This is a genomic window from Flavobacterium sp. GW821-FHT12A05 (genome assembly GCF_058807735.1).
The window spans coordinates 329,401-343,800 of the sequence record NZ_JBXAQY010000002.1 but is presented as its reverse complement, the minus strand read 5'-3'; the positions used below and the strand labels follow the sequence as shown (position 1 = coordinate 343,800).

General features: G+C 34.7%; 13 protein-coding genes. 2 read left to right on the top strand and 11 right to left on the bottom strand.

Going from position 1 to position 14,400, the window contains the following annotated elements:
* Positions 1–173 precede the first annotated feature (173 nt).
* Entirely contained in the window at positions 174–1,454 is a 1,281-nt protein-coding gene (gene aceA, locus AC1RRQ_RS04840; RefSeq protein WP_493021903.1) for an isocitrate lyase, read from the top strand.
* Between the two features lie 206 nt (positions 1,455–1,660).
* Here the strand turns inward: aceA and AC1RRQ_RS04835 are convergent, their stop codons facing one another.
* The 9 genes from AC1RRQ_RS04835 to AC1RRQ_RS04795 all read right to left on the bottom strand — a co-directional run bounded on the left by AC1RRQ_RS04835 (position 1,661) and on the right by AC1RRQ_RS04795 (position 10,920).
* Positions 1,661–2,236, bottom strand: coding sequence for a Crp/Fnr family transcriptional regulator (locus AC1RRQ_RS04835; RefSeq protein WP_493021902.1), 576 nt, complete (start codon positions 2,234–2,236; stop codon positions 1,661–1,663).
* Positions 2,236–2,556: a DUF6370 family protein gene (locus tag AC1RRQ_RS04830; RefSeq protein WP_008467236.1), complete on the bottom strand. Its 321-nt coding sequence runs from the start codon at positions 2,554–2,556 to the stop codon at positions 2,236–2,238. The genes AC1RRQ_RS04835 and AC1RRQ_RS04830 overlap by 1 nt, the downstream gene beginning before the upstream one ends.
* A gap of 2 nt (positions 2,557–2,558) precedes the next feature.
* Positions 2,559–3,719 carry a formate-dependent phosphoribosylglycinamide formyltransferase gene (purT, locus tag AC1RRQ_RS04825; protein WP_493021901.1) on the bottom strand — a complete coding sequence of 387 codons (1,161 nt, stop codon included), beginning with the start codon at positions 3,717–3,719 and terminating at the stop codon, positions 2,559–2,561.
* Between the two features lie 274 nt (positions 3,720–3,993).
* Positions 3,994–5,868, bottom strand: coding sequence for a peptidase U32 family protein (locus AC1RRQ_RS04820; protein WP_493021900.1), 1,875 nt, complete (start codon positions 5,866–5,868; stop codon positions 3,994–3,996).
* 119 nt (positions 5,869–5,987) lie between these two features.
* Complete coding sequence (locus AC1RRQ_RS04815) at positions 5,988–7,205, bottom strand: hypothetical protein (protein WP_493021899.1); 1,218 nt, start codon at positions 7,203–7,205, stop codon at positions 5,988–5,990.
* A gap of 7 nt (positions 7,206–7,212) precedes the next feature.
* Entirely contained in the window at positions 7,213–7,446 is a 234-nt protein-coding gene (locus AC1RRQ_RS04810) for a hypothetical protein (protein ID WP_307292411.1), read from the bottom strand.
* A 182-nt stretch (positions 7,447–7,628) separates the two neighbouring features.
* Positions 7,629–8,084 (bottom strand): ferritin-like domain-containing protein, encoded by a 456-nt coding sequence (locus AC1RRQ_RS04805; protein WP_493021898.1) that lies wholly within the window; start codon positions 8,082–8,084, stop codon positions 7,629–7,631.
* A 476-nt stretch (positions 8,085–8,560) separates the two neighbouring features.
* Positions 8,561–9,751: a pyridoxal phosphate-dependent aminotransferase gene (locus AC1RRQ_RS04800; RefSeq protein ID WP_493021897.1), complete on the bottom strand. Its 1,191-nt coding sequence runs from the start codon at positions 9,749–9,751 to the stop codon at positions 8,561–8,563.
* Positions 9,752–9,822: 71 nt separating this feature from the next.
* The gene (locus tag AC1RRQ_RS04795; RefSeq protein ID WP_493021896.1) at positions 9,823–10,920 is read right to left on the bottom strand and encodes a fatty acid desaturase family protein; all 1,098 of its coding nucleotides are present in this window, start codon (positions 10,918–10,920) and stop codon (positions 9,823–9,825) included.
* Between the two features lie 107 nt (positions 10,921–11,027).
* On the opposite strand from AC1RRQ_RS04795, the gene rsmG reads away from it, so the two are divergent.
* Positions 11,028–11,657: a 16S rRNA (guanine(527)-N(7))-methyltransferase RsmG gene (gene rsmG, locus AC1RRQ_RS04790; protein ID WP_493021895.1), complete on the top strand. Its 630-nt coding sequence runs from the start codon at positions 11,028–11,030 to the stop codon at positions 11,655–11,657.
* 54 nt (positions 11,658–11,711) lie between these two features.
* Here the strand turns inward: rsmG and AC1RRQ_RS04785 are convergent, their stop codons facing one another.
* Together AC1RRQ_RS04785 and pruA are read right to left on the bottom strand one after the other, a co-directional pair.
* Positions 11,712–12,443, bottom strand: coding sequence for a hypothetical protein (locus tag AC1RRQ_RS04785; RefSeq protein WP_493021894.1), 732 nt, complete (start codon positions 12,441–12,443; stop codon positions 11,712–11,714).
* Positions 12,444–12,737: 294 nt separating this feature from the next.
* Positions 12,738–14,363 (bottom strand): L-glutamate gamma-semialdehyde dehydrogenase, encoded by a 1,626-nt coding sequence (gene pruA, locus AC1RRQ_RS04780; protein ID WP_493021893.1) that lies wholly within the window; start codon positions 14,361–14,363, stop codon positions 12,738–12,740.
* Positions 14,364–14,400 lie beyond the last annotated feature (37 nt).

Below are 14,400 nucleotides of genomic sequence, written 5' to 3'. Positions count from 1 at the left end.
TACAAAAAGGGAAAAGAAAAAACTAGTTTTTACACATATATTACTCTATGTGCATTTAAACAAATGAAAAGCCTTTAACCACAAAGGATAACTATGTTTCTATGTGTTTAAAAAATAAAGATTTCAGTTAAAAACTGAACACTAAAACACTAACCACTTTAACTAAACTATTTATGAAAACAACAGAAGACAGAATTCAGGAATTGATTAACGATTGGATAACGAACCCAAGATGGAAAGGTGTTGAACGTCCTTACACTGCGAGTGAAGTAGTTACACTTCAAGGGTCTTATCATATTGAGCATTCTATTGCCAAGATGGGAGCGCAAAAATTATGGAGAAAGTTAAAAAGTCAGGATTATGTAGCTGGTTTGGGAGCGTTGACTGGAAATCAGGCGATTCAGGAAGTCGATGCGGGTTTAGAAGCGATTTATTTAAGCGGATGGCAGGTTGCTGCCGATGCAAACCTGGCAGGAGAAATGTATCCTGACCAATCACTTTATCCGGTAAACAGCGTTCCAATGGTGGTGAAAAAGATCAACAACGCGTTATTGCGTGCTGATCAGATTCAGACTGTAAATAATATTGAAGATAAAAAAGATTATTTAGTTCCGATTGTAGCCGATGCCGAAGCGGGTTTTGGCGGGAACTTAAATGCTTTCGAATTAATGAAATCTATGATCGAAGCGGGGGCTTCTGGAGTTCATTTTGAAGATCAACTGAGTTCTGCTAAAAAGTGTGGACACTTGGGCGGAAAAGTTTTGGTGCCAACTCAGGAAGCGATTAATAAATTAATTGCAGCGCGTTTGGCTGCAGATGTTATGGGCGTTTCAACTTTAATTGTTGCGAGAACAGATGCTGATGCGGCTAATTTATTAACAAGTGATGCAGACCCAAGAGACAGAAAATTTTTAACAGGTGAAAAAACGGCAGAAGGTTTTTTCTATGTAAACAACGGAATCGAGCAGGGAATTGCAAGAGGTTTGAGCTATGCGCCTTATGCTGATTTAATTTGGATGGAAACCAGCAATCCGGATTTGGAATTTGCGAGAAAGTTTGCAACGGCTATGAAAAAAGAATTCCCGGATAAAATGCTGGCTTACAATTGTTCTCCTTCTTTCAATTGGGCTGCGAAATTAACAGTTGCCGAAATGGAAACGTTTAGAGAAGATTTAGCAGCAATGGGATATAAATTCCAGTTCATTACTTTGGCAGGATTCCATGCTTTGAACACAAGTATGTTTGAATTGTCAAGAGCGTACAAAGAACGCGGAATGGCAGGGTACTCTGAATTGCAGGAACGCGAATTTGCTTTACAGAAAAACGGATTCAGAGCAGTAAAACATCAGGCTTTTGTAGGTACTTCTTATTTTGATGCCGTTCAAAATACGGTAATGATAGGAAGATCTTCAATCACAGCAATGAAACATTCTACTGAGGTTGAGCAATTTTAATTCAAAAAAACACGGTTCGATTTGAGCCGTGTTATTGTTTTTTAGCCACAGATTGCACGGATTAAAATGATTAGAAAAAATGTTGCCACGAATTACACAAATTTTCACAAATTAATTGATTTAAAAATTAAAATAAAATTCGTGGAAATTTGTGTAATTCGCGGCGAAAAAAAATCAATTTAATCTGTGCAATCTGTGGCTAAATATTATTTCTTCAAAAGCCTAGCTTTCATTTTGCTGAAGAATTCTGGCGTTACACCAATAAAAGAAGCGATTTGTTTTTGAGGAACTTTATGAACTAAAGTCCCGTATTTTTTACAGAATTTTTCGAAACGTTCTTCGGCCGGTAAGCTTAAGTTATCCATTAATCGCTGTTGATTGGCAACCAAAGAGTTTTCAATTAAAATTCTAAAGAAGCGTTCCAGTTTTGGAATTTCAAGATACAATTGTTCCTGATTTTCTTTGGATAAAGAAACGACTTCGGCTTCTTCCAGAACTTCAATAAAAAGCTGTCCTGGTTTTTGTGAAAAATAACTGTACATATCGCTCATCCACCAGCCTTCGCAGGCAAATGACAAAACATGTTCCACAATATTATCATTGATATTGAAACTTCTTAAAATACCCGAATTAACGAAATAAGAATGTTTGCATACTTCGCCGGCGTTTAATAAAATTGTTTTGGCTTTATACGTATTTGTTTCTAGTTTAGATAAAAAAAGCGTTTGTTCCTCTGGCGTCAACGAAACGTGTTTAGCAATATTTTCTAGTATTAATGCCATTATTTTTTATCGTCGATTAAGGTAAATGAAGTTGCTTTAAATCTGTCTCCTTTGATTTCTCCCGTAACTAAAGCTTTGCTGATTGCATTGCAAAAACCTTTTTCAGCGTGTGCATCTCCATGATCGTGAATTGTGGTTCCGTCAACAAAATAACTTTTTCCGTCAATACGTACGGCTAAATCACAGCTTTTGCCTTTCATTCCAAATTGGCATTCTCCACATGAAGCTTCAACGACTGTTGGCTTGTCAAATTTCTTTTTGTCTTGTGCTTGTACTGCGATTCCGATAAAAAGGAAAGTCGCTAAAAGTATATTTTTCATAGTTAAGAATTTACAGTTATTAATTTTGCCGTTTCTTTGGCGCGTTCGGTTACTTTTTCGATTGGAGTGGCTAATGAATCGTGACTTAGAATAACTCCCATTCGGCGATACGGTCTTGAAGTTGGTTTTCCAAAAATTCTGAAATCGGTTTTGGGTAAAGCTGCTACTTTTTCGATTCCGGTAAAAGTAGGATTCGTTGAATCTTCTGAGGCTAAAATTACAGCACTTGCTCCGGCTTTTTCTAACGTAATTTCGAAAATAGGAAGACTTAAAATGGCTCTTAAGTGCAATTCGAATTCGTTAAAATTCTGTGTTCCGGCTAGAGTTACCATTCCTGTATCATGCGGACGCGGAGAAAGTTCAGAGAAATAAACGCCTTCTTTAGTCAGGAAAAATTCAACACCAAAAAGTCCTGCTCCGCCAAGCGCTTCAGTAATTTTTTCGGCCATATCCTGCGCTTCATATAAATCGGCTTCAGAAACTTGTGCCGGCTGCCAGCTTTCCTGATAATCGCCACGCTCTTGTCTGTGACCAATTGGAGCGCAAAATAAAGTTGGGTTATTATTTTGTGTAATCGTTAAAAGCGTAATTTCTGAATGAAAATCGACAAAAGCTTCTACAATAACTTCGATAACATCACCACGAGAACCTGCAACAGCATATTGCCATGCTTTTTCGATATCGCTTTCTGTTTTTATAGTCGATTGCCCTTTTCCAGACGAAGACATTAAAGGTTTTACTACGCATGGAATTCCAACTTCCTGAACGGCTTTTTGCAGTTCTTCGGCTGAAGTGGCGTATTGATATTTGGCTGTTTTTAGTCCGAGTTCTTTTGAGGCTAAATCACGAATGGCTTTACGATTCATAGTGAAGTTTGCCGCTTTTGCTGAAGGAACAACGGTAATACCTTGCTTTTCGTAATCGTAAAAACGTTCGGTGCGAATGGCTTCTATTTCGGGAACGATAAAGTCTGGTTGGTGTTTGGCTACAATTCTGTCAAGTGCCTCGCCGTCGAGCATGTTAATGACTTCAAAGCCATGAGCAACCTGCATGGCTGGCGCATTTTCGTAACTATCAACTGCAATTATGGTTTGTCCGATTCGTTGTGCAGCAATGACAAATTCTTTGCCCAATTCGCCTGAACCTAGGAGTAGTATTTTCATTTTGGAGTGTTGTATTGTTGGTGGAGTAAAAGTAGCGAAAAATGTTTTTAACCGCAAAGTTCTATTCGTTTGTGTTAATGTAGAGGCGCACTGCAGTGCGCCTACGCAATTTGGGTTTAACCGCAAAGAGCACAAAGAAATACGCAAAGGGGGCTAAGTTTTGGTTTTAAGTAAAAGAAAAAAGGTTCGCAAAGATTTTAAAATTAATCTTTGCGAACCTTTGCGTATTTCTTTGTGCTCTTTGCGGTAAAAAAAAAATTTGCGGTTAATGATGTTAATGAAAATGATCTTCTTCAATTTCAAATTCAGCATCTTTTTCCCAGATTTCCATTTCGCAGGGTTTGCAGTTGAATTTTAGTTTGTATTCCAATTCTCCCTGTTTTAAAACTAAAGGTTCTTTTACTTTAACACCAACGATATCTTTTTGATGTATCGGACATTTTTTTAATTCGTATTTAATGCAATATTTGGTTGTCATTACACGAGATTTTCCTGGATCCCATTGTAATTCGAATGCTTTTTCGATTTCGGTAACACCGTGACGTTCGTAGAATTTACGAGCCGTTTTGTTCGAAACGTTGTACATGAAATCCAGTTTGGTTTCTGGATAAGGATGCGACGTTTTTACCATTTGGTGTTCTTCGCGTTTGTAGTTTGCCAAACGAATTTCTGTCAACTGATCGTAAACGGTTCTTCGCATTTCGTTGATTTTTGAAATAGGAAGGAACCAGTTTTGAGAAAACATAATATTAATTTCATCAGCAGTATAAGGTGTGAAACCTGTTTTTGCTAATTGTGTTTTGATGTTCTCTTCGATTGATTCGCCGGTTTTTGTCTGTTCTTTTGCGTGTTCTAAATTTACGATGCTTACATTTCCGTCTTCATCGGTTGCGATTAATTCAAAACCATTTTCAGTTTCTGTAAGTAATAAAGTCGTGCTTAATTTACGAACAGCACTGTCTTCTCTTTCAACGATTTTGATGAAAGCGGCGTCATTATTTCTGTAGATGAAAGTTCCGTCTTTTACTTCTTTTAAAACGTTTGGATAAATTTTACCGTTTTCGGCTTTGTTTACATAGATTCCGTCGGCTTCATTATTTTCGTTGATGAAGCAAAGCCCGTCACCGTTGTTTAGTAATTCGCCGTTTTCGATTTCGTAAGCGTTTCCAACAGTTCTAATTAATTTACCAATATATTGTCCTTTTGATTTTGGACTTTCCCAAGAACCAATAGAGCTGTGTCTCTCGTTTACGAAATAATCCGTATAACCACGATTGAAAGTTCTGTTTAAAGAAGAATCAAAAGTATAGGTGCATTTTCCAGAAGAAGCTTTTGTGTATTTATCACTTCCTGCGCCTTCTAAAAAGCTGTCTAATTTCTGACGTAAATAAGAAACGTTGTTTTTTACGTAAACGACATCTTTTAAACGGCCTTCGATTTTAAAAGAAACGATTCCGGCTTCGATCAAATTAGGGATTTGCTCTGAGATATCTAAATCTTTTATCGAAAGTAAGTGACTGTTTTTGATTAAGGTTTCTCCGTTTCCGTCGATTAGGTTATAAGGTAAACGGCAGTTTTGTGCGCAAGAACCACGATTGGCACTGCGTTCTCCGTTTGCTACACTCATATAGCAGTTTCCGCTGAAGGATACACATAATGCTCCGGTTACGAAAAATTCTAATTCAACATCGGCGTGGTCGTATATTGTTTTAATTTGATGCAGGTTTAACTCACGCGCTAAAACGACACGTTTGATTCCGGCATCTTTTAGGAATTTAATTTTATCGGCATCACGGTTATTGGTTTGCGTGCTGGCATGAAGTACGATAGGAGGAAGCTCCATTTCCATAATCGCCATATCCTGAATAATCAGGGCATCGACACCAATTTCGTATAACTCCCAGATCATGGCACGACAAGTTTCTAATTCGTTGTCGTACAAAATGGTATTCATAACCACAAAAACTTGTGCGTTAAATAAGTGTGCGTATTTTACTAATTCAGCAACGTCTTCGATAGAGTTGTTGGCATTAGAACGTGCACCAAATTGCGGTGCACCAATATATACAGCATCTGCACCACTGTTAATGGCTGCGATTCCTCCAATTAAATCTTTAGCAGGAGCTAATATTTCGATTTTCTTCTTCATTTCTAAAACTTTAGACTTTTGTGGTATTCCCGAAAAAAAGTGTGCAAAGGTCTTATAAATTATTTGAGTTTGCTAATGCTGAAGGGATTTTTTTGAAATTGTTAGCATTTTAATAAAAATTAGGCGTCAGGCTTTTCAGTTTGACTTCCTAATATTTTTCCAAGTGCCAATAAGTAAATTATTATAATTATTAGTGTAAAAATAAATCTAAAAATGTCAAAAATATAAAGATATGGAAGAGAAAGCAAAATTAGTATACAGAATATTTCTTTAATTTGGGTTTTATATTTCTTTCGATTTTCAATTAAAAGCTCCCTGTCAAAGATTGAAATCAAGAGTAAAATTAACAGAATTAAAATCAAGGGAGATGTAATGCAAAAAGTTAGTCTTTTGTAGTAACTTGAAAAAGGGATAAACTTGAAATCCCAAATAGCATATGATATTGAGAAAATAGTTGCGGATAAAATAATAATTGAAAGTATTGTTTTAACTGTTTTTTGAAATTTCTCATAAAAATTTGAAATTTTAATATATGTTATAGAAATATTCTCTAAATCGTTATTAAAGATTGTAAATAAATCCCCTTTTATTCTTTTTCTATATATAAAGTTATTTGCAGTTTCAGAATGGAAAATTACGTGTGGATCATTGTCAGATAGTGCTTGTTTTATTTCATTTATTTTTTCTAAGTCATTTACAATTGATAATCTGTAAAATTTATAAGCTTCTTGCAATGTAATTGCTTCGATTTTACCTTCTTTATCATAAGAGATCACGTGTAATTTTCCAGTAAATAGCTCTTCTGCTTTTGTTTTAATGTCAACTTTTGTATAATAAATGTCTTTTATGGAATGACTAATATTATTTTGTTTATTTGAATTTGTCAAATAATGCCAATTATTTTGAAATTGCAAAACTGAAAAGCGTTTTTCTAATCCTAAATAAAAAATTATTCTATTTGAAAAAAAACCTAATAGAATTGAAAAAGAATAAATCGAAAATAACAAGCTAATAGTTTGTATTATTCTGGTTTCAGAAATAAATAATGTTGGAAGCCTGTTTTCATAAATACAAGTAAATGTATCTGTTATGTCGGATGTCTTAAGATCGAATTCTATTTTAAAAGGAAGAAGAAGATTGCAAAAATGGATAGATAAACAAAAAGCGACTAACATTAATATGCTAGTTAGCATATTCCATAACAAACGTTCAAAAGTATTGCCTGATTCAAAATGCTTGTTGAAATCACCTGAAAAAAAAGCTCTTCTAAATAATATTCCTGGAAATAAAAATACCATTATATAAATAATGGTATTAAATGCAATGTTAATATTCACTTACGAATTAAATTGAAATAGTAATATTTTTTCCGTTTAATGTAATGTCTTTAGAGATAGAATCTTTCATTACCTCATCGATGGCCTTTTGAAATTTAACCTTATCTTCAGGTCTTTCAAGTAATTTCTCTAAATTTTCGTCATCACTTTTTATCATTAAATCATTGATAGTTTTAACTTGATCATAAAGCAACTTAAAAACGAAAAACATTTTAGTTGGTAAATCAAATAAATTATTCATAGTGTATCAATTATTTGTGTCAAATATATAATATCTATTTTATAAATGATGAAACTTAAAGTTAAATTTTTATTCATTATAAATAAGAATTTAAAATTGAAATAATAAAATTGCTTTAATGAAAAACTATCCAGCTAAAAGACCGGATAGTTCTCAAAAAAAAGCATGAATCGATCGGGCGATTAATTTGCTTTCATTTTAATTTGTGACAATGTGTTTTGAATACTGTTTAATTGTTTAGAAACAACCGAAACCTGACTGTATTCGAGATGATTTTCTTCTAAAGCCATTTTGTATTTTTCTATCGCAGCTTCTTCACCTGTAACGCAGGCATTTATGATGGCTTGTGTGTCTCCGCCGGTAAATGATGATTTGATATCGATCCAGGTACGGTGTAGTGCTCCAAGTGGTCCGCCTCCAGAAGTATCTGTTGATTTTCCTAGTTTGTTAATTTCGTCTTGCAACTCTACAATAAATAAGGCTCTTTCGCGGGCATATTCAAGAAAATCTGATTTCATTGCCAGGTTTTCTACGTGCTCTGCGGCGTTTGTATATCCTAGTTTTCCATCTTCAAGAATTGAAATTAATCCTTCTAAAGTTTTAACTGTTTCTTTTGTGGTTTCATCTGTATGTATCATGACTAATAGTTTTTAAATTAATACATTACAAAGATGGGAACTTCTGCAATGGTATGTTTTACAGGATTATAAGTTGTGTTTTATAATATTGTGGAATGGGAATTTTGAAAGTTATATTTTTGTTTCAATTGCTTCCAGCTTCAGATGGAGAAGTTAAATGGATCAAGTTAATGGCTTTAGCCGAATGCATAGTTTGGCTAAAGCCTTTATCGAAGTTTAATTATAACCTCCAGCTGAAGCTGGAGGCAATTGAACCAGATATTGTTTTCTTTTGAAAATGAATTTTCTAGTTTACGTTTGCGTGAGGGATAGCAGTGGAAAGCCCACAGCCTGACGAAGGAAGTGCGAGGACTTGTAACGTATAGCCCGACCCGAAGGGACACGCCCAAAATGACTTCATAAAAAAAACAGCTTAAAGCATAAAAGTGATGAAACTTTTAACCTTAAGCCGTTTTAATAAAATTATTGAAGAGATATTATGCAGTCAAAGCTTCTTTGATTCTGCGTAATGCTTCTTTTAAAATATCGTTGCTTGTTGCGTAAGAGAAACGAATACAATTTGGATTTCCGAAAGCGTCTCCTGTTACTGTTGCAACATTTGCTTCAGCCAAAAGATACATCGAAACGTCGTTTGCATCTTTAATTTCAGTTCCTTTTAATGTTTTTCCGAAGAAAGAAGAAACGTCTGGGAATACATAAAACGCTCCTTCTGGAACGTTGATTTTTACTCCTGGAATTTCTTTTAATAATCCAACCACTAAATCTCTACGACCGTGGAAAGCCTGAACCATTTCGTTTAATACGCTTGGATCAGCATCTACAGCTGTAATGGTAGCGCGTTGTGCTACAGAGTTTGCTCCAGATGTTACTTGTCCCTGAATTTTTGTACACGCTTTTGCGATAAATTCTGGTGCTCCAATATATCCAATTCTGTATCCTGTCATTGCAAATGCTTTTGCAACCCCGTTTACTGTAATTGTTTTTTCTAACATTCCAGGAATTGAAGCGATGCTGCAGAAAGTTCCTGAGAAATTGATGTGCTCATAAATCTCATCGGCAACTACATAAATATTTGGGTGTTTTTCTAAAACTTTCGCAAGTGCAGTTAATTCTTCTCTGCTGTAAACAGATCCAGATGGATTACAAGGAGAAGAGAACCACATCATTTTTGTTTTTGGCGTGATAGCCGCTTCTAATTGTTCTGGTGTAATTTTAAAATCAGTCTCTACAGATGTTGGAACTTCAACTGGAACTCCGCCGGAAAGTTTTACGATTTCGAAATAAGAAACCCAGTATGGAGCCGGAAGAATAACTTCGTCACCATCGTTTAACATTACTTGTGCAATGTTGTATAAAGATTGTTTTGCTCCTGTTGAAACTACGATTTGAGATGGTTTATAATCTAAATCATTGTCTCTTTTGAATTTTCTGCAGATTGCTTCTCTCAACTCTAAATAACCTTCTACTGGAGAATAAGTACTGTAATTTTCGTCGATTGCTTTCTTTGCAGCTTCTTTAATAAAGTCTGGTGTATTGAAATCAGGTTCACCTAAACTTAAACTGATAATGTCTTTTCCTTGTGCTTTCAACTCACGTGCCAAAGCAGCCATTGCTAAAGTTTGTGATGTTGCTAAGTTGTTGATTCTGTCCGAAAGAATATGATTCATTATAAAAATTTTGAATGTCCTTAATCGCAGTTTAATTAAGGATGGTTAATTATTAATAGATTTTTTTTAGTTTAAACAGATAATTCAGGTTTCATTCCTAAGTCACGTAAATGTTTGAAGTGAGCTACAATAGCGCTTCCCATTGTTTTGTATTCGTAATAGGGTAAATTACATTCTTTTGCAGTTTCCTTCACGATTTTTGCAATTTTACCATAATGAATGTGACTAATATTAGGGAAAATATGATGTTCGATTTGATGATTTAATCCGCCTGTGTACCAGTTTACGATTGCATTTTTTGGCGCAAAATTGGTCGTAGTGTACAATTGGTGAACAGCCCAGGTATTGTCCATTTCTCCTAATTCATTTGGAGAAGGATTTGTAGTATGATCTACAACGTGTGCTAATTGGAATACTACACTTAAGATCAATCCGGCAGTATAATGCATTACAAAAAATCCAAGAAGTACTTTCCACCATGTAATTCCAATTACCATTGGTAAAACAATCCAAATAGAGATATAGATAAGTTTGGTAATGATAAGAGTTGTCCAAAGAATTTTTGGGCTTTTTGGCTCTCCGTAAGATAATTTTCTTTTCAGATAATTTCTCATCTGTTTAAAATCAGTAGTAATGGCCCAATTGAAAGTCAATAAACCATATAAGAAAACAGAGTAGTAATGCTGAAAGCGGTGAAAACTATGCCATTCTGCATGTTCTGTAAAACGGATAATTCTTCCTGCATCCAAGTCTTCGTCGTGACCGGGAATATTGGTATAAGTATGATGAAGCACATTGTGCTGTACCTGCCAGTTGTAAACGTTTCCGGCAAGAACATAAATTGTTCCTCCCATAAATTTATTAATCCAGCTTTTATTTGAGTATGAACCGTGATTACCATCGTGCATTACGTTCATTCCAACTCCTGCCATACCAATACCAATTACGATTGATAAAAGCAGCATTACCCAAAACGGCATGTTAAGTGTAAGGATTAAAAAATAGGGAGTTAAAAAAACTGCAAATAGAATAACGGCTTTTAAGTGTAATTTCCAGTTTCCGGTTTTCTGAATATTATTCTCTTTAAAGTAATTGTTTACCCGAGAGTTAAGTGTTCTAAAGAACTTCAGATTGTCTTGCCTTGCAAAAGTTGGAGCAGTGTTATTCATAATTGTTTTAAATAGGTTTCAAAGGTAATTATTATAAATTCTCAATTTGCAAAATTGAGTTAAATATTTCAATCGTAAAGTAGTACTTTTGTTAAAAATTTACAGCAATGGATGAGATATTGAAATATTTTCCTGATTTGACCGATCTTCAAATCGAACAATTTCAAAAATTAGACTTTTTATACCACGATTGGAATGAGAAAATCAATGTTATTTCGCGTAAAGACATTGATTCGTTATACACAAAACATATTTTGCATTCGTTAGGAATTGCGAAAATCATGAAGTTTGAGCCCGGAGCAACAGTTTTAGATGTTGGAACCGGAGGCGGTTTTCCCGGAATTCCGTTAGCGATTCTTTTTCCTGAAACTCGTTTTTATTTGATTGATGTTATTGCAAAGAAAATAAAAGTAGTTCAGGGAGTTGTGGATGCATTAGAATTAAAAAACGTAAAAGCAGAACAAAAGCGTGCTGAACTGGTAAAAGGAGATTTCGATTTTATTGTAAGCCGAGCCGTAACCAATATGCCGGATTTTGTTTCCTGGATACACGATAAAATCAAAAAGCAGCACAAGCATACTTTAAAAAATGGAATCTTATATTTAAAAGGAGGCGATTTAGCCGACGAATTAAAAGATTTTCCAAAAGCGACATTGTATGATTTAGCCGCAATATTTGAAGATGAATTTTTTGAAACCAAAAAAGTGGTTCATCTTCCTTTAAAGTTTAAGGTTTAAATAAAAATACCCCGAAAAGATTTTCTTCGGGGTATTTTTTTGAATTAAAAATTACTAAGATGCCTTTCTTGAAAAATCTAAAAAAGGATTTGCTTTAAGATCTAAATTATCGATGAAATTATGGATTGCATTTTCAGATGCTTCAATACTATGCTTAAATTCAGAATCGAAGAAGAATTCACGGCAAATTACAGGTTCGTTTGAAGAATCATAAACAGCTTCATCCGTTTGATCTAATGTTGCATTTCTATAAGGACAAGGATATAGAGCAGCTAATTCAGTTATAATTTGACTGAACCATTTGTCAAAAATTTTCTTTTTAGGTGTTATATGGCGTGCCAATAAAATCAATCCCACAAGTTCTTCTTGTAAAAAGTAAGAACCTTTTCTGTATCTTACATCGATCATTCTCACATTCATTAAGGCAATCCATAACGCGCCATTTACAGAACCTGCCGCAGATAGGTTGAGATCAGTATCAAACAACAAAGGATTTGTTTGTTCGCGGTTATTAATAGAACACCAAAGAGCTTCAATACGTTTTTGAGTATCATTGACAGTTTGTGTATATCCTGTAAAGCGCCAGTATACCCATTCTAAAAGTGCAGCAGTTAGCCCTACAGAACCTTTGTGGTTAATTTGTATTAAGATTTTTTCTAACTCTTCGTTTCCTTCTAATGGATCCAGCAGTTGATTTATTTTCTTTTTTGTCCATTTAAAATCGATAGCATGACCAATGCTTCTTGACTCTGAAATTACTTTCGGAACGTTGTTTAGATTTCTCATAAGTCTAATATTTTATGTATATAATTTTAATGATTTTGGTAAGGGCAAAATTATACCGACGCATTATCTTTTTGCAGACCAAAAAGTTTAAAAAATAGCAAAATAGGGTATTTTAAGGATGCATCATGCTGAAAATTAAGTAAATAGGAAAAATACTACAATTTTTATTATAGATGAATTATTTGAAGAAAAAAGGAAGAAGTTGAATAAAAAATAAAAGCCGAATCTTTATTAAGATTCGGCTTTTTTATATTGACAAGTTTCAAACTTGAAACTTGAAACTTGAAACAAAAATTAACCTAAGAAAGGATATCTGTAATCTTCTGGGGTTACAAAAGTTTCTTTAATAGTTCTTGGAGAAGCCCAACGTAATAAGTTTAATGCAGAACCTGCTTTATCGTTAGTTCCAGAAGCTCTTGCGCCTCCAAATGGCTGCATTCCAACAACTGCTCCAGTTGGTTTGTCGTTAATGTAGAAGTTACCGGCAGCATTTTGTAATTTAGTTGTAGCCACTTCAATAGCATAACGATCCTGGCTGAAAACGGCTCCTGTTAAAGCATATTCAGAAGTAGTATCAACTAATTCTAAAGTCTCTTCCCATTTAGCATCTTCATAAACATAAATCGTAATAACTGGTCCAAACAACTCAGTTTCCATTGTAGTATATTTTGGATTTGTAGTTACAATAACCGTTGGCTCAATAAAGTATCCAACAGACTTATCATAATTTCCTCCAACGATAATTTCAGCATCAGCATCTTTTTTAGCCTGATCGATATAACTTGCTAATTTGTCAAAAGAACCTTCGTGGATAACTGCTGTAATAAAGTTTCCGAAATCTTCCGGAGAACCCATTTTCATCGATTTTACATCAGTAATTAATTGTTCTTTTACAGCTGGCCATAAACTTTGAGGAATATAAGCTCTAGATGCAGCAGAACATTTTTGACCTTGGAATTCAAAAGCACCACGAGTAATTCCTGTAACAACTTGTTTTACGTTTGCGCTTGGGTGTGCAATGATAAAATCTTTACCACCAGTTTCACCAACGATTCTTGGGTATGTTTTATAATTGTGGATGTTTGCTCCAATTTTTGCCCAGATATCTTTGAATACGTGAGTTGAACCTGTAAAGTGAACTCCAGCAAAATCTCGGCTTGCTAAAACAGTATCCGTAATCATTAAAGCATCACCAAAAACTACATTGATAACTCCGTCAGGAACACCAGCTTCTTTGAAAACATCAAGAATAATTTTTGTAGAGAATACTTGGCTGTCACTTGGTTTCCAAATTACAACATTACCCATCATAGCAGCACTTGCAGGAAGATTTGCAGCAATAGCAGTAAAGTTGAAAGGAGTAATAGCGTAAACAAAACCTTCAAGAGGTCTGTATTCTACACGGTTCCAAACAGAAGAATCAGATTTTGGCTGATCGTTGTAGATTTGAGTCATAAACTCAACATTGTAACGTAGAAAATCAATTAATTCACAAGAAGCATCAATTTCAGCCTGGTGAATATTTTTAGATTGACCAATCATAGTTGCAGCATTAATACGTGCTCTGTAAGGACCAGCGATTAATTCAGCCGCTTTTAAGAAAATAGCAGCACGTTGTTCCCATGCCATATTTGCCCACGCTTTTCTTGATTCAAGAGCATTTGCAATTGCCTTTTCGATATGTTGTTTTTCAGCTAAATGATACTTTCCAACTACGTGTTTGTGATCATGAGGAGCTGTAATGTTTTTTGTATTTCCAGTTCTAATTTCTTCGCTTCCAATGTGTAATGGAACGTCAATTTGAGAATTCCACATTGTGGTGTACGCTGCTTGAACAGCTGCTTTTTCTGGTGAGTTCGGTGCGTAACCTTTTACAGGTTCATTTACCGCTTTTGGTACATGAAAGAATCCTTTTAACATGGGATAAATTGTTTTAAAATTTACGAATTGTTTAATT